We start from the raw sequence: 20464 nt of genomic DNA, 5'->3' as shown, positions 1-20464 counted from the left end.
GCCTACAGGTTACGATACCCTCTACTGTACTGGCGGAATATCCGTCACTTCAGGATGCGACTCATCGGTTTCAACCGACGCTGCCGCAGCGGCCACCGGCGCCATGATGGCATCCCACGTCGCCTGCAGATCCTTCATATTGAATTCCGGCTCACCCTTCGGCTGCAGCAGAATGAGTGCCATTTCTTGCGACAGTTGCTGGCGCAGGTCCTGATTCAACATTTCTACGGTCAGGCCATTGAGGAAGTTCTGGCGTAAACGCTGGTACTGTTCCGGCGCAATATCCACCACCTGATTTTGCAGCGAGCGCAGGCGCTGGCTGATTAAGATATCGGTATCGGTTCGGCCATAGGTGGCAAACAGCTTCTGCAGTTCCAGATTTTTTTGTGCCACCAGCGCGTTAAATTCATCTTCCGGCAGCCCCTTATCACGCACTTTCGCCAACTCACGCGCCACCGTACCCAGATTCGCATTCAGCTTATCATTCGGTGACTCAACGTTAATGGCGCACTGCGCACGCAGGAACAACACCCGACAGTCAAAGCCGAGGCCGATATCTTTCGCATTGTTTTTAGTAAGCGTCTGCTGAATGTGCCAGAACAGCGCTTCACGGGCTAAATCAGCACGCCAGTAGCGCAACAGCGCGGCAGATTCACGAATCGGTTGCCACGGCGTATCCCACATGATGGAGAGGCGATCCTGGCGTACCGCATCGGTCATAATGCTCACCGCTTCAGCGCGTAGCGGAGAAAGTGTCGGCACCGGTGCCGGAGTCTCACGTTTACCTTTTAATTCGCCGAAGGTTTTGTTGATTTGCTCTGCCACGTTACGTGCGTCAACGTTGCCGACGATAATCAGCGTCATGGCATCCGGGGTATACCATTTCTGGTAGAACGACTGGATTTTCTCAGCATCGACCGGGGTTTTCAGCGGATCGGCAGGATCGTGTCCCAGCAGCGTTGATCCTTTCAGTCGGTAGCGCCACCAGCCTTCTTTGGTGTCCACCGGCCAGGTTGTCACCATATCTTCGCTACTCAGCGCATGGTTGATGGTTTCTGGCGTGATGGTCAGTTTGCCGGAGATAGTCGCCAGATAAGAGAGCGACTCTTTCAGCAGGTCGTTACGGCTGTTGGGCAAGCTGAGGTTATACAGTGTGGAATCATAGGAAACGATAACAGGCGGCATGGGACGCTTGGGATCGAACCCCTGCTGCCACAGTGAACGGGCTTGCGTGGCATCAAGGCCACCGCTTTGCGTCAGCGCGATACGCGGGATCGCATGGCTGAAACCACTCTGTTGTGTATTTTCGGTGAGTGAACCGGTATTAACCAGCAGGCGAACCTCGATACGGTCGCTGGGGCGCTGGGGGGTGGCTAATACTTGCCACTGTAAACCGTTTGCCAGCGTACCCTGTTGCCACGCCGGGTCAGGCTGGAGCGCATCTGCCTGCACATAGCCGGCAGAGGCCATCATCAGCAAGCTGCCCGCTAAAAGTCGAATTTTTGTGCCCTGCATGTGAACCCCTGATCAACAATCCTGGTAATAAAAAGACAGCCCTGAACAGGACTCTCTGAATATGACGTTAAAACACTTCGTGTTAGACCGCGAAAACATAAAAATGTCACGGAAGAAGTGAAAAAATCCCGAAGCCATCGGATCGACAGCTTCAGGTACAGGGGGTAATTATGCGCAGGAGCCCGTAGCCCTACAAGGGACTACGGGCAGAAGTGACGAGATTAAGAGGATAAATCGTGCGTTTTGCCATCCTGCGCACGGTTATTCAGCGTGTCATCCAGCTTTTTGGTATCCAATTCTTTCACCCACTTAGCCACAACGACCGTGGCCACACCGTTACCAATCAGGTTGGTCAGCGCACGGGCTTCAGACATAAAGCGGTCAATACCGAGAATCAACGCCAGACCGGCAATCGGTAAATGGCCCACAGCGGAGATCGTCGCCGCCAGGACAATGAAGCCACTTCCGGTGACACCCGCAGCCCCTTTCGAGGAGAGCAGCAGCACCACCAACAAGGTTATCTGATGGAAGATATCCATATGACTGTTCGTGGCCTGAGCGATAAACACCGCCGCCATCGTCAGATAGATCGAGGTCCCATCAAGGTTAAACGAGTAACCTGTAGGGATAACCAGCCCGACCACCGACTTCCGACAGCCCAGTTTTTCCATCTTATCAAGCATACGCGGCAGCGCGGACTCGGAAGATGATGTCCCCAGAACGATCAGCAATTCTTCACGGATATAGCGGATGAACTTGAAGATGCTAAAGCCGGTTGCACGAGCAATAGACCCCAGCACCACCACCACAAACAGAATACAGGTGATGTAGAAGCAGATAATCAACTGCCCCAGCTGTACCAGCGTACCGACGCCATATTTACCGATGGTAAAGGCCATGGCCCCGAAAGCACCGATTGGCGCCAGGCGCATGATCATGTTGATGATGCCGAAAATGACCTGCGAGAAGCTTTCAATCACGTTGAAAATCATTTGGCCTTTGCTGCCCAGACGGTGCAGCGCGAAACCAAACATCACCGCGAACAGCAATACCTGCAGGATGTTGCCGCTGGCGAACGCGCCAATGACGCTACCTGGGATAATATCCATCAGGAAGCCCACAATCCCCTGGTCTTTTGCCTGCTCAGCGTAAATCGCGACAGCTTTGGCATCCAGCGTGGCCGGATCAACGTTCATCCCGGCACCGGGTTGCACCACGTTGACAATGATAAGACCGATGATCAGCGCAATCGTACTGACTACTTCAAAATAAAGCAGTGCAACCGCACCCGTGCGGCCTACTGCTTTCATACTTTCCATGCCGGCAATGCCGGTAACGACAGTACAGAAGATGACGGGAGCGATGACCATCTTAATGAGCTTAACGAACGCGTCGCCAAGCGGTTTCATTTGGGCGCCCAATTCAGGGTAGTAATGGCCAAGGAGAATACCGATGGCAATCGCTGTCAGGACCTGAAAGTAAAGGCTTTTGAATATTGAGGTTTTCATAGGGTGTCCTTAAAGTAAAAACCACAGGTCTTGTAAGGTTTTATTTAACCTGCGGCCCTAAAGTAACACCCACACAACATGACAGAAATGTACAAAGATCATAATTGATACAAAAATGTTAAAAATTTTGAGCTGGCTCGCACAAGCGCACCCTTTTTTAAGTTTTGTAATCAGCCCATTACTGCGTTAAATAACGTTCTTCGAAGATATCTGCCGGAACTGGACGGGCAAATAAGAATCCCTGCGCCACTTCCACGCCCGCCTGTTCCAACCACGCGCGTTGGGCTTCGGTTTCGACACCTTCGGCAATCATCTGTAAATCGAGGCTGTGCGCCAGCTGAATAATCGCCGTGATCATGCTGCAATCCTCAGGCACGCCGTCGACAAACATCTTATCGATTTTGAGCACATCCACCGGCAGCGACTTCATATGCTGTAGCTGGCGTAAACCGGCGTAGCCCATACCAAAGTCATCCAACGCGATACGCACACCTGCATTACGCAGCGGGCGCAAAATGGCAACGGCCGCGTTGGGATCATCGATATGTCTGCTTTCGGTCACTTCGAGAATCAGCGTGCCGGGCTTCACACGATACCGGTTTAGTAGTTCCAGCAGGTCTGACACCATATTCGGGTGCATTAACTGCAGTGCAGAAAGATTGACCGATAGTGGAAGCATCAGACCGCGCTCCTGCCAGGCAGCAAGCTGGCGGCAGGACTCTTCCAGCACCCAGTACCCGACAGTTACCATCAGACCACAGGATTCAATCCTGTCGATTAACCCTTCCGGCAGTTCCCAGCTTCCATCCGGCTGCTGCATCCGTAACAGCGCTTCCGCACTCAGTATTTTGCCGCTGGCAATTTCTACCTGCGGCTGCATCCACAGCGCAAAGTGCTGGTTGTCCAGCGCGGTAAGAATGTCGTTCTCTTCCGTCAAACGCTGCTGAGCTTCTTCCATTTGCTGCGGGTCAAAGAACTGAATCTGGTTTTTACCCTTCCGGCGTGAGGTGAGTGCCGCAGAGAGCGCACGGCTGTAAAGCTGCTCTGCGGTTAAGTCGCCATAAAACATCGCGACCCCAATATTGCAGTTGGGGCGCAGTTGGATGCCGTGGATAGGCAAACGCTCATTAATGATAGTGAGTACTTGCTGACCTAATGTGATGGCATGCCAGGGTTCCTTCACACCATGCGCAATAATGGCAAAATCGTAGCCACTGACCTGGGTAAGCACCATTCTGGGCGCCAGTACCGACTTGAGTTTTTCGACAACCGTCAGCAGCAGGATTTCCCGCTGAGTTTCGCTCAGCACGCCTGCGGTATCCCGCAACGTTTCGCAGGTGACAATCATCAGTGCTGTGGTCTGCTTGCGGGATACAACTTGCTCCAGCAGCCCCATTAAAAACGTTTTGTTGGGCAGTTCGGAGACCGGAAAACGCATCGAATAGTCGCTCAACTCTTCGCTGCGGCGCTGTACCAACTGCTGGTTCAGGTTGTAGCTGCGCACCAGCATGCCAATCTCATCATCCTGATGCAGGCGCGGCAACGCCAGTTGGTAGCCCATTAACGCCTGCTGAGGGATCTCATTCAGTTCTCGGGCTATTTTACGTAACGGATGCACAATCAAGCGGTTAATACACCAGGAGATCGCCACCGTCAGGACCAGGGATAAAAGTAAGTAAATGGTCACTAACGTTGAGAGCGTGCTCATCACGAATTTGTACATACGGTACGAATCTGCCTGCAGCACCAAATAGGCCAGCGGCTGTGGGTTGGCAGAACGCTCCAGAGAATAGACCGGCAGCGAGATCTGCACCGGCAGTTCGAACAGACGCGTCACCGTTACCGGGACCGAACGTTCGGGAATAAAGCTCATCCGTAAAGCCTGAAACTGATTCGGCAGTACCACATCGGCGCGGCTGACCACGCCCGCGGGCTGAATTCGCCGTAAAATCGTCTCCGCTTCGGGGATATCCCCTTTCAGAATGGTGGCCGACAGGGGCTCACGTACAGAGCGGGCGATACTTTCCAGTTGCGTAGCCGTGTTATAGCGGTTCTGCTGTACCAAATGAAACAGCAAAACGGTGCAAAAAATAAAAACAAACACCATGACTACGGCCGCAACCATCGCCATCTGCTTAATTGTTAACGAGCGACTGACACGCAAACTGACTCTCCATGGATAAATAAAACTGCCGTCAGAGTATACCCGATCATAGCGTTATTAAGAGAGGCGCTATCTGAAAAGTTCCCATCGCGTATTTTCGCCGCAGGTTTGACGCCTGGCGTGGAAAGTTACCGACAGAAAGGCGAAAAAGGCCGCAAGATTACGCCTCACCGGACAAGCCCGGTTTATCGATGATTCTGCGGTAACACATCACCCCAACCACTTCGCCAGTACCGCGTCTGCATGAAGCCTCGCATTCACGTTTATCTCGCCGTAACTGGAAAGTTATTTGCCAGCTGGCAACTTTCCTGACGGCATCTCAAATGATTAAATTACTAACACATTGATATCTATAAATTCATGTTCTGGCACAGCGATTGCTATTTGACTGTGAGCTGTTCTGTTCCGAATCAAAGGAGATATCATGTCTGACTGTCGTGCTTACGGATTCAATACCCAGATCGTTCATGCGGGCCAACAACCCGACCCTTCCACTGGCGCGCTCAGTACGCCTATTTTCCAGACGTCAACCTTCGTTTTTGACAGTGCCGAACAGGGCGCCGCCCGCTTTGCGCTTGAAGAACCCGGCTACATCTATACGCGCCTTGGAAACCCCACCACCGACGCGCTGGAGAAAAAGCTGGCTGTGCTGGAAAGAGGCGATGCCGCGCTGGCAACTGCATCCGGTATTTCAGCCATCACCACCTCGTTGCTGACCCTTTGCCAGCAGGGCGACCATATCGTTTCCGCCAGTGCCATTTACGGCTGCACTCACGCTTTTCTGTCACACAGCCTGCCGAAGTTCGGCATTAACGTCAGCTTCGTCGACGCCGCCAAGCCGGAAGAAATCCGCGCGGCCATGCGCCCGGAAACCAAAGTGGTGTATATCGAAACACCAGCAAACCCAACGCTCTCGCTGGTTGATATTGAAACGGTCGCCGGGATCGCCCATCAGCAAGGCGCATTGCTGGTCGTGGATAACACCTTTATGTCGCCCTACTGCCAGCAACCTTTGCTGTTAGGTGCCGACATCGTGGTGCACAGCGTGACCAAGTACATCAACGGCCACGGGGACGTGATTGGCGGTGTGATTGTTGGCAAGCAGGAATTTATCGACCAGGCACGGTTCGTCGGGCTGAAAGATATCACCGGCGGCTGCATGAGTCCGTTCAACGCCTGGCTGACGCTACGCGGCGTGAAAACACTGGGCATCCGAATGGAGCGCCATTGTGAAAACGCGTTAAAAATTGCCCGCTTCCTGGAAGGGCATCCGGCCATTACCCGCGTGTATTACCCTGGCTTGCCTTCACATCCGCAGTATGAGCTGGGTAAACGTCAGATGAGCCTGCCGGGAGGAATTATCAGCTTCGAAATCGCCGGCGGCCTCGAGGCTGGCAGACGGATGATCAATTCTGTAGAATTGTGCCTCCTCGCGGTCAGTCTCGGTGACACCGAAACCCTCATTCAGCACCCAGCGTCTATGACACATTCGCCCGTTGCGCCAGAGGAACGGCTTAAAGCAGGTATTACCGACGGACTTATCCGTCTTTCTGTTGGTCTTGAAGATCCAGAAGATATTATTAACGACCTTGAACACGCCATCAGAAAGGCAACATTCTGACTATTACGGCCTGAACCGATGCAGATCGGTTCAGGCCGTTGAGAATCAAGGCACAACGGCCTGGCTATACACGTAATTCCTTTTCGGGGGGAGAGCGTGTATTTTCGGCAGGGGGTTCTATGCAGGACAACACATTACAATTAAGCAACACTACAGCAACCGCCGCATCCTTCTCAACAAAGCTACCTTTTACAAAATACGATTTTGGTTGGGTATTACTCTGTATCGGCATGGCAATTGGCGCCGGAACGGTGCTGATGCCGGTACAAATTGGTTTAACCGGTATTTGGGTATTTATTGTCGCCTTTATTATTGCTTATCCCGCCACCTATATTGTGCAGGACATTTATTTAAAAACGCTCTCTGAAAGTGAAACCTGTAATGACTACACCGATATTATTAGTCATTATTTAGGTAAGAACTGGGGCGTATTTCTTGGCGTCATCTATTTTCTGATGATTATCCACGGCATCTTTATTTATTCATTATCGGTTGTTTTTGACAGTGCGTCCTATATCAAAACCTTCGGACTCACCGATGCCGATCTTTCGCAGTCCATTATCTACAAAGTCGCGATTTTTGCGGTGCTGGTTGCCATTGCTTCCGGCGGAGAAAAGCTGCTGTTCAAAATCTCCGGCCCGATGGTGGTGGTAAAAGTTGGCATCATCATTGTGTTTGGCTTTGCGATGGTCCCGCACTGGAACTTTAATAATATCAGCGCATTCCCTGAAGCGGGCGTCTTCTTCCGCGATGTCCTGCTAACCATCCCGTTCTGTTTTTTCTCGGCGGTGTTTATTCAGGTACTGAACCCCATGAATATCGCCTACCGCAAACGAGTGTCAGACCGGGTGTTGGCTACGCGCATGGTCATTCGTACCCACCGCATCAGTTATATTACGTTGATTGCAGTCATTCTGTTCTTCTCATTTTCCTTTACCTTCTCTATTAGCCATGAAGAAGCGGTCTCAGCCTTCGAACAAAATATTTCCGCACTGGCGCTGGCGGCTCAAGTTATCCCAGGACAAATTATTCACATCACCTCCACGGTGTTGAATATTTTTGCCGTACTGACAGCATTCTTCGGTATTTATCTGGGATTCCACGAGGCCATGAAGGGTATTATTCTTAACGTACTGGGTCGTGTTATCGACGTTGAGAAAATTAATCCATTGGTTCTGACGCTGGGGATTTGCGCCTTTATCGTCACCACGCTGGTGATTTGGGTGTCGTTCCGCGTATCAGTACTGGTGTTCTTCCAGTTGGGTAGCCCGCTTTACGGTATCGTCTCGTGCATTATTCCGTTCTTCCTGATTTATAAAGTCACACAGCTGGAAAAACTGCGCGGGGTAAAAACCTGGCTTATCCTGCTGTACGGAATGTTGCTGTGCCTGTCACCGCTGTTGAAGCTGATTGAATAACAAATTAATTAACCCGATAACAGCGCCGTCAGCCCTGACGGCGCTTACTCCACGCTCTCCAGCTGATAGCTACGGATTTTATTCAGTACCGTGGTATGCGACACCCCCAACGCTTTGGCAATATGCCGCGATGAAACATTCTCATCCATCATCTGCTCTATTAACTGACGCTCAGCGCACTGAACCTGCTGTTTAAAAGGCTGTCCGCCGCGTGCCTGATTAACTGAGGTTATACTCGCGATACCCAAATCCTCTCGGGTAATCACATCAGATTCTGCCATCAACATCAGACGAATAATGGTGTTTTCCAGTTCGCGCACGTTCCCCGGCCAACCATGATGATGCATCGCATCAAAGCAGCCTTTATCCAAAATTAACCGGCGCTGAAATTCTTTCGCGTATTTCTGCACAAAATGGCGGATCAGCAGGCTGAGATCCTGCGGGCGTTCCCGCAACGGAGGAATAGTCAGGGAGAGGACGTTAATTCGATAATACAGGTCGGCGCGCAGCAGGCGTTGTTCGACCATCTCTTCCAGATTGGCGTTGGTCGCCACAATAATACGCACGTTAACCGGAATAATCTGCGCCCCGCCCACGCGGCGGATCCCGCCATCTTGCAGTACTCGCAGTAATTTGGCCTGTAAATTCAGCGGCATCTCACCAAATTCATCCAGGAAAAGGGTGCCTTTATCCGCCATTTCAAACAGCCCTTTTTTGCCTTTACCGTCCGCACCGCTGAAGGCGCCTTTTTCGTATCCGAAGAATTCACTCTCCATCAGCGACTCGGGTAATGCAGAGCAGTTAACCGGAATAAATGGATAAAAGCTACGCTGGCCAGAGTTATGAATCGCTCGGGCCAGCAGCTCTTTACCGGTGCCGGTTTCACCGCGGATCAGGACGGTATACTTGCTGTCCGCAATTCTGATCGCTTTTTCGATCAGTGCCTGCATGCTCTGGCTGCTGCAAATAATGTCTGAAAAATAGCGTGGGCGTTCCACTTCGGGCATCGACAGTTCGCTTATCTCTTCGCAAAAGTAAGCAACGTTAATAATATCGGCACGCTGACTTAAGCTGGATTGCACGCAGGAAATATCCTGCAACTGACGACACCAGGATTTAATCAGGATCCGGCCTGCCGTCACTTTCATTGAGATGATATTGATATCACAGCAGGAAAACTCCTTCAGGACATCTTCAACCATAGACAGGCGATCAATTGTTTTAATATCCCAGCGTATCGTGACCACATTTGCTCCAGGTAGTTAGCAACTGCGAAGTAGATATTTCGGTGACGCTCAAGAATCTGACTACATTCTAGACGCTGTGGAATAATGTTCTGCCAATGGACTCACATTGTGGAAGTAAAAACGAAATATAAAAAAACCGGAGCACAAGGCTCCGGTTATTGGGTCATAACCCACGCTTATTGCTGCGGATTCTCATCCTGGTCTACGGCAAAGCACGCCACCAGCTGACCGCCGTAATCTTTAAGCTGCGGCTGTAGCTGGGTACAAGGACCAAAACGACGGCGGCAGCGGGCGTTGAACGCGCAGCCCGGCGGTGGATTCAGCGGGCTTGGCAGCTCGCCGGTCAGCTTGATGCGCTCACGACGGTCGTCCGGGTTCAGACGCGGCGTCGCAGAGAGCAGCGCCTGGGTGTACGGATGACGCGGATTGTTGAAGATCTGATCTTTGGTCCCTTTCTCCACGCAGCGACCTAAATACATCACCATCACTTCATCGGCAATATGTTCCACTACCGACAGGTCGTGGGAGATAAAGACATAGGACAGCCCCAGATCCTGCTGCAGATCCATCATCAGGTTCAGCACCTGCGCACGCACGGAAACGTCCAGCGCGGAGACCGGTTCGTCGGCAATCACCACGTCCGGGTCAAGCATCAGACCGCGGGCGATGGCAATACGCTGACGCTGACCACCGGAGAACATGTGCGGATAGCGGTCGTAGTGCTCGGTTTTCAGACCCACTTTCGCCATCATCTCCAGCGCTTTTTCACGACGCTGCTCTTTGCTGAGCGAGGAGTTGATCTGCAGCGGCTCCTCCAGAATCTGCCCCACTTTCTTACGCGGGTTCAGCGAGCCATACGGGTTCTGGAACACAATCTGGATTTTCTGCCGACGCAGCTTCTGCGCCTGAGGGTCATGCTTGAGCAGATCCTGCCCCTGGTAATACAGCTCTCCGCCGGTCGGAACTTCAATCATCGTCAGCAGGCGACCCAGCGTTGATTTCCCGCAGCCCGACTCGCCAACCACCGCCAGCGTTTTGCCACGCTCTAAGGTAAATGACACGCCGTCCAGCGCTTTAACCAGGCGCTCCGGGGCGAACATCCCCTTCTTCACCGGATAGTGTTTTTTCAGGTCAATTGCCTGCAACAATGGCTGTTGCGAGGTGGCCTCGTGCGTACTCATAGTGTGGGCCTCCCGGCATCATCGAGTGGGTAGTGGCATTTCGACTGGCGACCTTCGCCCAGTATGTTCAGCTCCGGCTCTACGCTACGGCATTTGTCCGTGGCATACGGACAGCGCGGGTTCAACAGACAACCGTTCGGGCGGTCGTATTTACCCGGCACCACGCCCGGCAACGAGGCCAGACGCGCTTTATCCTGCGCAAACTCCGGCAACGCACGCAGCAATGCCTGGGTATACGGATGGCGGGGCGCGCGGAAAATATCGTGTGCAGCCCCGGTTTCCACCACCTGACCGGCATACATAACGATGATTTTGTGTGCCGCTTCTGCCACCAGCGCCAGGTCATGAGTAATCAATACCAGCGCCATATTTTCTTTCTGCTGAAGCTCCAGCAGCAGTTCGATGATCTGGGCCTGAATAGTCACGTCCAGCGCGGTTGTCGGTTCATCGGCAATCAGCAGTTTCGGACGACAGGCAATCGCCATGGCGATCATCACGCGCTGACTCATGCCTCCAGACAACTGGTGCGGATACACATCAAGACGTGAAGCCGGGTCAGGAATGCCCACCAACGTCAGCAGGTCAATCGCCCGCTGAATACGGGTTTTCTTGTTGCCACCCTGATGCACCTTAATGGCTTCCATAATCTGGTAGCCGACGGTGTAGCACGGGTTGAGGCTGGTCATTGGGTCCTGGAAAATCATCGCCACTTCAGCACCCACCAGCTGGCGACGCTCTTTTTCAGAGATGCGTTTCAGGTCGCGGCCGTTAAACTCAAGGCTTTCCGCCATCACGCGGCCGGGGTAGTCAATCAGCCCCATAATCGCCAGTGAACTGACGGACTTACCGGAGCCGGATTCCCCGACAATCCCCACCACTTCGCCCTGGTTCACACTGTAGCTGATGCGGTCTACGGCACGGAATTCGGCGCCAACGTCGCCGAAATGTACAGATAATTTGTCTACATTTAATAACGCCATCTCGAACCTCTTACTGCTTCAGTTTGGGATCGAGCGCGTCACGCAGACCGTCACCCATCAGGTTAAATGCCAGCACCGTCAGCAGGATCGCCAGACCCGGGAAGGTCACGACCCACCAGGCACTTTGCGCGAACTGCAACACGTCGGAGAGCATAGTGCCCCATTCCGGTGTTGGCGGCTGCGCGCCCATGCCCAGGAAGCCAAGCGCGGCCATATCGAGAATGGCGTTAGAGAAGCCGAGCGACGCCTGAACAATCAGCGGCGCAAGACAGTTAGGAAGAATATTGACGAACATCTGGCGCATCGCACCGGCACCCGCCACGCGAGAGGCGGTGACGTAGTCGCGGTTCACTTCCACCAGCACAGCGGCACGTGTCAGACGCACATAGTGCGGCAGCGCCACGAACGTCAGTGCCAGCGCCGCATTACCTATCGATGGGCCAAATACCGCCACCAGCACCAAGGCCAGCAACAGGCTCGGCAGTGCCAGCATGATATCGACCACTCGCATGATGACGTTATCAACGATGCCGCCGAAATAACCGGCCACCAGCCCGAGAATCACGCCCATCAGCAGCGAGAGCACCACCACCAAACAGCCGACCAGCAGCGACAGGCGAGCACCGTACATCAAGCGCGACAGCACATCGCGCCCTACGTCGTCAGTACCAAACAGATGCGCCCACGAGCCGCCTTCCTGCCACGCAGGAGGTGCCAGCAGCGTATCGCGAAACTGTTCCGCCGGGTTATAGGGCGCAATCCAGTTGGCGAAAATTGCAATAAACAGCACGATGACCACATAAACGAGGCCAACGACCGCACCTTTGTTGCGTTTAAAATAGTGCCAGAACTCCTGCAACGGGGTCATCGGCACCGGTGCAGCAATAACTTTATTTTCAGTAACCTGTGACATGATGGCCCCTTACTTCTTATGCCGAATACGCGGGTTCACCACGCCGTACAGCAGGTCTACCAGCAGGTTGACGAGAATAATCATCGTCGCTACCAGTAATACACCGCCCTGCACTACCGGATAATCACGGCGTTGCAGCGCATCAATCAGCCAGCGCCCCAGACCCGGCCACGAGAAAATGGTTTCGGTCAGAATAGCCCCAGCCAGCAGCGTACCGACCTGCAGACCGATAACGGTCACCACGGGCAGCATGGCGTTGCGCAGAGCATGAATGACGATCACGCGCATCCGCGTCAGCCCCTTGGCGCGCGCGGTACGAATGTAATCTTCGCCCAGCACTTCCAGCATTGACGAACGGGTCATACGCACGATAACGGCCAGAGGAATGGTGCCCAGCACCATCGCGGGCAGGATCATATGCGCCACGGCATCAATGAAGTTACCCTCTTCACCCCAGATGGCGGTGTCGATCAGCATAAACCCGGTCAGCGGGTTGGAGTCATCAAGGAACACCATGTCGCTCACCCGCCCGGAAACCGGCGTCAGGTTCCACTGCACGGAAACCAGCATGATCAGCATCATGCCCCACCAAAAGATAGGCATGGAGTAACCGGTCAGTGCCAGACCCACAGCGGTGTGATCGAAAATGGAACCACGCTTAACCGCGGCGAGTACGCCAACGGGAATCCCTACCGCGGTGGCAAACATCATGGCGCAGACACCGAGTTCCAGCGTCGCTTTAAAGCGCGGCACGAACTCTTCCCACACCGGCAAGCGGCTTTTTAACGAAATGCCTAAGTCACCATGCATAACCCCCCAAATGTAATGGAGGTACTGCTGCCACATCGGTTTATCCAGACCGAGTTCAGCCAGCAGTTGAGCATGACGCTCAGGGGAGATCCCACGCTCACCCGCCATGATCATTACCGGATCGCCGGGGATCATATGGACGAAGGCAAAGGTGAGAAGAGTGATACCGATAAACGTAGGGATGACGAGTCCCAAACGTCGGAGAATGAACTGCAACATAACCCGGATTCTCTCTAATGACGCACGGCCTGGAACCGTGAATCTGTATTGCTCACAAATCTTATCCCACGCATAAACAACTGTGGGTAAAGCACTACGCCGGATGGCGCTACGCTTATCCGGCCTACTCTCGTAGGCCTGCGCAAGCGTAGCGCCGCCAGGCATGGGGTGCATGAACACCCCTGAGTTTTAATTATTCGATAGAGACGTTTTCGAAGTGGTGTTTGCCTAATGGATCAACCACATAGCCTTTGACTTCTTTACGCACGGGCTCATACACGGTGGAGTGAGCAATGATCAGCGCAGGCGCCTGGTCATGCATCACTACCTGAGCTTGTTTGTAGAGTTCAACACGCTTGTTGTGGTCGTCGGTCGCGCGGGCCGGTTGAATCAGATCTTCAAACGGCTTGTAGCACCAGCGAGAGTAGTTGGAGCCGTCTTTCGCTGCCGCACAGCTGAACAGGGTGGCGAAGAAGTTATCCGGATCCCCATTGTCCCCGGTCCAGCCCATCATCACCGCCTGGTGCTCACCAGACTTGGCACGCTTGAGGTACTCGCCCCACTCGTAGGTGACGATTTTGGCCTGGACGCCAATTTTCGCCCAGTCCGCCTGGATCATTTCAGCCATACGGCGTGCGTTCGGGTTGTACGGACGCTGTACCGGCATCGCCCACAGTTCAACGGTGAAGCCTTTGTCCTGGCCCGCTTCTTTCAGCAGCGCTTTGGCTTTTTCCGGATCGTAGCTGTAGTCTTTAACGTCGTCGTTATAGCCCCACATGGTTGGCGGGATCAGGTTCTTGGCTGCAACGCCTGCGCCCTGATATACCGCTTTGATGATCGCTTCTTTGTTCACCGCGTAGGTCAGCGCCTGACGCACTTTCACGTCATCAAACGGTTTTTTCTCGGTGTTGAAAGACAGGTAACCCACGTTCAGGCCCGCCTGCTCCAGCAGGTTGAGGTTTTTATCCTGCTTCATGCGCGCGATATCAGCCGGGTTCGGGTACGGCATCACCTGGCACTCATTCTTCTGCAGCTTGGCGTAACGCACGGATGCGTCAGGGGTGATGGAGAAGACCAGACGATCGATCTTCGGCTTGGTGCCCCAGTAACCTTCGAACGCTTTATACAGAATGCGCGAGTCTTTCTGGTACTGCTGCATCTGGAACGGACCGGTACCGATTGGGTTCAGATCCACTTTCTCCGGGGAGCCGGCTTTCAGCATGTTGTCGGCATATTCTTTGGAAAGAATAGACGCGAAGTCCATCGCCAGATCTGCCAGGAACGGTGCTTCCGGGCGGGTCAGTACGAACTGGACAGTGTTATCGTCGACTTTCTTCACTTCACTGATCAGATCCGGCAAGCCCATCCCTTCGAAGTACTCATAGCTGCCACCAGAGACTTTATGGTACGGGTTCTGGGCGTTTTTCTGGCGGTCAAAGGAGAACACCACGTCATCAGCGTTGAAGGTACGCGTCGGTTTAAATTCTTTATTGTCCTGCCACTTCACGCCCTGACGCAGGTGGAAGGTATAGGTTTTACCGTCTTCGCTGATTTCCCACTTCTCAGCCAAGCCCGGGATCACTTCAGTCGTACCGGTTTTGAACTCAACCAGGCGGTTATAGATCGGTACTGAGCTGGCATCATAGGTTGTGCCAGAAGTGAAAAGCTGTGGGTTAAAGCCTTCAGGAGATCCTTCTGAACAATAAACCAGAGTTTTAGCCTGTACGCTTGCTGCGACGGTCATAGCCACCAGGCTCAGACCAAGCTTCAGCATCCCTGACTTCTTCAAGGAAATACTCATTCTTCTGCTCCAAATGTGATGTTTGTTGTTTTACCCTTTGCAGTGGGTTTGCACCGCCTGGCCTTTTTTGTTTTTTACCCGGCCGGGTCGGCGTTAAGAGGATGGGGATTCCGTTCACATAAGCGACTGAGTTGCAGTGCGGATTCTCCATGAAATGCCCCTCATGCCCTACAATCTGTCAACAGAATGTGAAAACGTCAATACAGGTAACCGTGATTTACGCCAACGGTGAGAATTCGCAAACAAAGATTAAAAAAAGTGCAGAGGGGCATTTTCAGCAGGGAAATTTGTGCTACGCGGCCTATACCAGAATAAATATCTTCATATTTAGCAACGTTTAGTGATTAACATTTATGCAAAATGTGAAAATTTTCTTAATGAATGCTGCATATCTGAGCGATTAATACCATGAACGTTAAAGCGCACAGCGGAAAATGCTAGGTTCAGCCATAAGTAACGCAAAAAAAGATTCAAGCAAATATAAAAAAAGACAATGGAATATGTCACAGAATCGTTAACAGACAGTGGGAAGTGGTACACAATTTTTGCAGGCGAAATGAAGATGAAACGGGGAAGCAGCCCGTAGGCCGGATAAGGCGCCTGCGCCGCCATCCGGCGATGCAGACTCCCACGCGCTTTAATTGCCTGATGGCGCTACGCTTATCAGGCCTACAAATCCTCTCGGCTTTAAATTTGGTCGGTGATAGAGGATGACTCGCCACTGCGTGGCTCGCCCTGCGGGCCGTTGCTGGCGCAACGTTCTCTCGCTACCGCTCGAGTCGAACCTCTTGCCCCCGGAGGTTCTCATCCTCTCGGCATCAAATGCAAAAAGCCCTGCTCGTAGAGCAGGGCTTTGAATTTGGTCGGTGATAGAGGATTCGAACCTCCGACCCCTTCGTCCCGAACGAAGTGCGCTACCAGGCTGCGCCAATCACCGAATGCGGGGCGCATCTTACTGCTCAGGTGCGCGCCCGTCAATCCCTTCGTATCAAAATGCCATTCGATCGGCGAGAAAGTCAGCAGGCCGGTTACTGCGCCGCGACTTTCTGCCCGCCCGGAACGTTGCACCAGTTATTGTTCTCATTTATACCGCCGTTTGGCGAGGTATAACCGAGACAACCCAAAATGGTGTCATACAGTTCCACATGACGGCGCGGGACCTTCATATCCGCCTCTTGCTTCAGGTGAGCAAACGCCTTCGCATGATCGGGGTCTTCCAGATACTTATCCGACATCCACACCATCATCGGCACGCGGAACTGCTCTGGCGGCGCCATTTTACGCGGCGTACCGTGCAGGTGCTCACGTTCGTTAATAGACTCACCGTGATCGGCGGCATAGAACACTATCGCTTTCTTATCGCGCAGTTGATCAAACACTTTGGTAATAAAGTGATCGACATAGGTCACCGAGTTGTCGAAAGAGTTAATCATCTGTTCTTTCGAACAGCCGCTATCGACATCCACACACTCAGGCTTCCACTGTGCATACTCGCGAGTGTAGCGCTGCGTGTAGTTAAAGTGTGAACCTTTGGTATGCAGAATAATCAGGCGCTTACCGCTGTCATTCTGCTTTAAGGATTGCTGCATTTCGGTAATCAGCAGCATATCGTCAACCGTTTTGCCACGGTTACGCGGCTCTGCGCCAATTTGTTCACGATAGGCGATGTTTTCCGCCATGGTATTACTGTAGAACCACATCTCGCTTTGCATCGCGTAAAGGTCTGTTTTAAACCCTAACTGACCGAGTACGGAAAAAACGTTTTGTTCTTTCAGCGTCCGCTGTGGGTTTTCTTCCGCACCACCTTGACGTACAAACATGCAGCGCAGCGACAACTTGGTCGCGGTATCACATGAATACCCACGGAATGCCGCCAGGTTTTTCTCCTGAGCCAGTCTTGGTGTGGTATTTCGCTCGTAGCCAAAAATCCCCATATGATCCCAGCGCGTGGTCTCACCAATAATAAACACCACGTAGGTGTCATCGAGATTCTTGGGGGCAACATAGGTGAATTTTTTCGCCGGGTTCATCAGCGATTTGTTGTCTGAGGACTCATCAACCTGCGCCCAGGCATACAGCCCTAACGCGGAGAGCCAGTTTGACGGCAGATAGGAGTTTGCCACGACGCCGCCGTAGCTGGGTAAATCGATGCCGGTTTCACGCTCGACGGATCTCTGCTGCATGCTGAGCAGACGAATCGGCGCCCATACCATGATCCCCGCCAGCAAAACGACCGCCACATTGCGAAATCTCATACCTGGCGTGCGCAGCTGTTTTATCAGGGTGTAGCGACAGCGGTTATTCCAGATTAAGAGCAACGGCAAAATACTGACCGAAACCAGCCACGCAATAAAATGCCAGCCCACAACTTCCTTCGATAAATCAATATCGGTGGTCATAACCGAGGCAATAATGCCGTAACCGATCACCACGTTCAGGAAGGTCATATAATAGCTGGCACCTGCGGAACACAGCACCACAAAGGTTGCCAGTACACGCCAGGCGCGTCGGCCAAATAAAGAGAGAAGACGAAGTAAAAAGAAGGTTGCCAGCACCGCGCCAGCTAATTCAACAACCGCAGAGATTCCTTTCCAGACGGTGAACTCGTACGCATATCCGCTAAAACGACGGTAAAATACAGCGGAGTTCATAAACAGACCGATATAGATTGCCAGCAAGAGACTGAGCTTCTGCTGCGTCATCGACTTAATATATCTCATCAATAAAACCTGGAAAACGGGATAAAAAGCCCTACTTACAGTCAGTTAGACCGGGCAGGTGAAAGATGCGACAACGGCAGAGTTTGAAATGTCTACGGGCGCGAGTAAGTAGACCACAGGTAAACGCAAAAGTGCTTATAGAGAATGAAAATGGCGCATATATTTTTGTAAATATATGCGCCAGGTATTAATGACACCACTAATAGAATCAGGCGTGCGCCTCGGTAAATACGCTACGCTGAGGCTGACGAATGGTGGTAGACAGCGCCAGCGAGATGATTAACAGCGCGAAGATGACACAGAAGGTCACGTAAAAACCGCCAAACAGGGAAGCGATGATGGACCCACAGATGCTGCCAATCCCGAAGCCCAGATAGATAACCCCATAGTTTTTAGCCAGATTATTCAGGCCAAAGAACTCACTGACCAAGGACGGGAATACGGTAATCGTACCGCCAAAGTTAAAGGCAACGCAGGCAATCGCCGCGAAGAAGGTCGCTTCGTTCAGCGGTGCGAATAACAGCGCCGCCATACCGACCAGCGAAACAACCTGACCAATGGTGATAACGCGAATACGGGAAATCTTGTCGGACAGGATGCCCAGCACCAGACGGCCTGACAGGTTAGCGATGGAAATCACCGTCACCGCATTGGCCGCTGTCGCCACATCCATATGCGCCAGAGTTTGTGCAATATCTTTTGCCACACCAATGACATACAGCCCACTCATACACGCGGTCAGGAACATCACTGCCAGCATCCAGTACTGTGGTTTGCGCATCGATTGCGCCAGAGTGTAGTCGTTCTCGACCACGCCATTCACCGTTTTTACTTCCTGATTTGGTGCATCTTTCATCAGCGTAGAGCCAAAGACGATCATCACCAGCACAATGGCACCCCAGATAACAAAGGTTTTCTCCAGCCCGACGGTTTCCAGCAGATGAGTGTCGATAAACTTGAAGCCGAGGCTGCCGAGGCCATAAGAGCCGATAGCAAAGGCAGAAATCAGCCCTTTACGCTCAGGGAACCATTTTACGCAGTTGGACAGCGTTAACAGGTAGCCCGCACCATCCGCCAGGCCCACCAGTACACCCGCACTCAGCCACAGCATAATCAGGCTGTCAGAGTGTGCGGTTAAGAAGAAGCCCACGCCCAGCAGGATACCGGATGCCATGGTGACGCGTTTCACGCCAAAACGTTCCTGAAGTTTCCCGGCGACAGAAGAAGAAATCGCCAGGCCCAGGCTTAACAAGCCAAAGGAGAAAGCCACCTGGCTGACCGGCGCATCCAGCTTTGAAGAAAGCGCGCCATTGAACAGGCTCCAGGTGTAAACCGAACCTAAGGCAAATTGGGTAATGATGGTGCCGATCAGGGTCAGCCACCGGGTACGCTGATAATCAGAAGTTTTCATGGCAGTATTCCTGCATAAGCAAAATGGGAAATTCTCTGCCAACAACCATACCGAAGTGCATTTATGACGAGGGGAAAACGGCATGAAGTGCCATCAGAACGGAATGAAATGCCTGGATTGCGGAATGAATGACGAGACAAAAAGTGAGAGGACCGGTTTTTTTCACACAAGTGAGTACCCGCTATCACTGAGACGCGTGTGATTATTGATTCTAATATGTAACAGAGTTGTTTTATTTACGCATGTTCGCGTTAAAATTTAGCGCTTACTCCCATGGTGTACATATAGTCACTGTTATTGGTGCTATTTTCCGCCTGAGAGAGCGCAGCATAGGCCGCCATATGCGGATTGAGCAGCATATCGGCACCCACGGTAACATCCAGCCAGTTGCCGTCCTGACTCGCCGCAGACATCCGGCTGAGGCCCGATTGCGCCTTCCAGATATTCTCGCCAAACTGCTGGTTATAGCTGATTTGCGCCCACGGACGCACATCGCCAAACTGCGAATTAACCCGCCAGCCTAAGGTGCTAACGCTGGCATGCCATAACGGATCGGTCTGCGTGACGGACGTCGCACTGTCGCCAAACTCGTTATAGGTGGACGTTGCCGAACCGTCATAATGTAGGGCTGCGATCGGGCCGGTCGTCACTTGTCTGGACACGGGGAAATTCCAGCCCATACTCATACCGCTGGTCGTATCCAGCGTCGTTTGGTCCGCCAGGTTCACCACCGGACCCGCCACGCTCTTCGTGGAACGAATGCGTTCTTCAAGTATGTCGTTATAGCGTGGTTGGTGATCGCTGTCCCATGTATAACGTTCAGCCGTATGACCTGACATAGCATCAACGATATATTCTTGTTGCCAGCCATAGGCCGTATGGGTAGACAGCGCACAGACCACGACGCTCACCAGAAGGCTGAACCTCTGGCGACCACTACTGTTTCTTATAATCAT

The 20464-nt window shown here is 52.6% G+C and carries 15 protein-coding genes, 1 tRNA gene and 1 other RNA gene; 2 read left to right on the top strand and 15 right to left on the bottom strand.

Annotation, left to right across the window (positions count from 1 at the left end; genetic code table 11):
- Nucleotides 1-21 precede the first annotated feature (21 nt).
- The 3 genes from AC3ITF_RS00955 to hmsP all read right to left on the bottom strand — a co-directional run bounded on the left by AC3ITF_RS00955 (nt 22) and on the right by hmsP (nt 5187).
- Complete coding sequence (locus tag AC3ITF_RS00955) at nt 22-1515, bottom strand: M16 family metallopeptidase (protein ID WP_115257218.1); 1494 nt, start codon at nt 1513-1515, stop codon at nt 22-24.
- A 221-nt stretch (nt 1516-1736) separates the two neighbouring features.
- Nucleotides 1737-3023, bottom strand: coding sequence for a dicarboxylate/amino acid:cation symporter (locus AC3ITF_RS00950; RefSeq protein ID WP_115257217.1), 1287 nt, complete (start codon nt 3021-3023; stop codon nt 1737-1739).
- A gap of 178 nt (nt 3024-3201) precedes the next feature.
- Nucleotides 3202-5187 carry a biofilm formation regulator HmsP gene (gene hmsP, locus AC3ITF_RS00945; RefSeq protein ID WP_096759169.1) on the bottom strand — a complete coding sequence of 662 codons (1986 nt, stop codon included), beginning with the start codon at nt 5185-5187 and terminating at the stop codon, nt 3202-3204.
- Between the two features lie 424 nt (nt 5188-5611).
- Here hmsP and megL point away from each other — a divergent pair, with 424 nt between their 5' ends.
- Nucleotides 5612-6808: a methionine gamma-lyase gene (gene megL, locus AC3ITF_RS00940; RefSeq protein ID WP_096759168.1), complete on the top strand. Its 1197-nt coding sequence runs from the start codon at nt 5612-5614 to the stop codon at nt 6806-6808.
- 119 nt (nt 6809-6927) lie between these two features.
- Nucleotides 6928-8226 (top strand): SLC5/6 family protein, encoded by a 1299-nt coding sequence (locus tag AC3ITF_RS00935; RefSeq protein WP_096759167.1) that lies wholly within the window; start codon nt 6928-6930, stop codon nt 8224-8226.
- Between the two features lie 44 nt (nt 8227-8270).
- Here AC3ITF_RS00935 and AC3ITF_RS00930 read toward each other — a convergent pair whose 3' ends face one another.
- The 12 genes from AC3ITF_RS00930 to AC3ITF_RS00875 form a co-directional block, all read right to left on the bottom strand.
- Nucleotides 8271-9473, bottom strand: coding sequence for a sigma-54 interaction domain-containing protein (locus AC3ITF_RS00930; RefSeq protein ID WP_146718143.1), 1203 nt, complete (start codon nt 9471-9473; stop codon nt 8271-8273).
- Nucleotides 9474-9649: 176 nt separating this feature from the next.
- On the bottom strand, nt 9650-10654 hold the full coding sequence (gene dppF, locus AC3ITF_RS00925; protein WP_115257215.1) for a dipeptide ABC transporter ATP-binding subunit DppF: 1005 nt from the start codon (nt 10652-10654) through the stop codon (nt 9650-9652).
- A complete protein-coding gene (dppD, locus tag AC3ITF_RS00920) occupies nt 10651-11634 on the bottom strand; it encodes a dipeptide ABC transporter ATP-binding protein (RefSeq protein WP_096759164.1) in 984 nt (327 codons plus the stop codon). The genes dppF and dppD overlap by 4 nt, the downstream gene beginning before the upstream one ends.
- A gap of 10 nt (nt 11635-11644) precedes the next feature.
- Nucleotides 11645-12547 (bottom strand): dipeptide ABC transporter permease DppC, encoded by a 903-nt coding sequence (dppC, locus tag AC3ITF_RS00915; protein ID WP_115257214.1) that lies wholly within the window; start codon nt 12545-12547, stop codon nt 11645-11647.
- 9 nt (nt 12548-12556) lie between these two features.
- Nucleotides 12557-13576: a dipeptide ABC transporter permease DppB gene (dppB, locus tag AC3ITF_RS00910; protein WP_096759162.1), complete on the bottom strand. Its 1020-nt coding sequence runs from the start codon at nt 13574-13576 to the stop codon at nt 12557-12559.
- A 193-nt stretch (nt 13577-13769) separates the two neighbouring features.
- Entirely contained in the window at nt 13770-15377 is a 1608-nt protein-coding gene (gene dppA / locus AC3ITF_RS00905; protein WP_115257213.1) for a dipeptide ABC transporter periplasmic-binding protein DppA, read from the bottom strand.
- Entirely contained in the window at nt 15292-15528 is a 237-nt protein-coding gene (locus AC3ITF_RS00900) for a hypothetical protein (RefSeq protein ID WP_162604169.1), read from the bottom strand. Before AC3ITF_RS00900 ends, dppA begins: the two co-directional genes overlap by 86 nt.
- Before the next feature lie 543 nt (nt 15529-16071).
- A non-coding RNA gene (locus AC3ITF_RS00895) (RtT sRNA) lies at nt 16072-16206 on the bottom strand.
- Nucleotides 16207-16237: 31 nt separating this feature from the next.
- Nucleotides 16238-16314: transfer RNA gene (locus AC3ITF_RS00890), tRNA-Pro, on the bottom strand.
- Nucleotides 16315-16405: 91 nt separating this feature from the next.
- On the bottom strand, nt 16406-18097 hold the full coding sequence (gene eptB / locus AC3ITF_RS00885; protein ID WP_117342512.1) for a kdo(2)-lipid A phosphoethanolamine 7''-transferase: 1692 nt from the start codon (nt 18095-18097) through the stop codon (nt 16406-16408).
- 208 nt (nt 18098-18305) lie between these two features.
- On the bottom strand, nt 18306-19508 hold the full coding sequence (locus tag AC3ITF_RS00880) for an L-lactate MFS transporter (RefSeq protein WP_096759157.1): 1203 nt from the start codon (nt 19506-19508) through the stop codon (nt 18306-18308).
- Between the two features lie 251 nt (nt 19509-19759).
- Complete coding sequence (locus tag AC3ITF_RS00875; RefSeq protein WP_117342514.1) at nt 19760-20464, bottom strand: autotransporter outer membrane beta-barrel domain-containing protein; 705 nt, start codon at nt 20462-20464, stop codon at nt 19760-19762.

This window comes from Citrobacter sp. KH_055_1 (genome assembly GCF_057838705.1).
The sequence above is the reverse complement of the archived record's forward strand: the minus strand, read 5'-3'. Positions and strand labels throughout refer to the sequence as shown.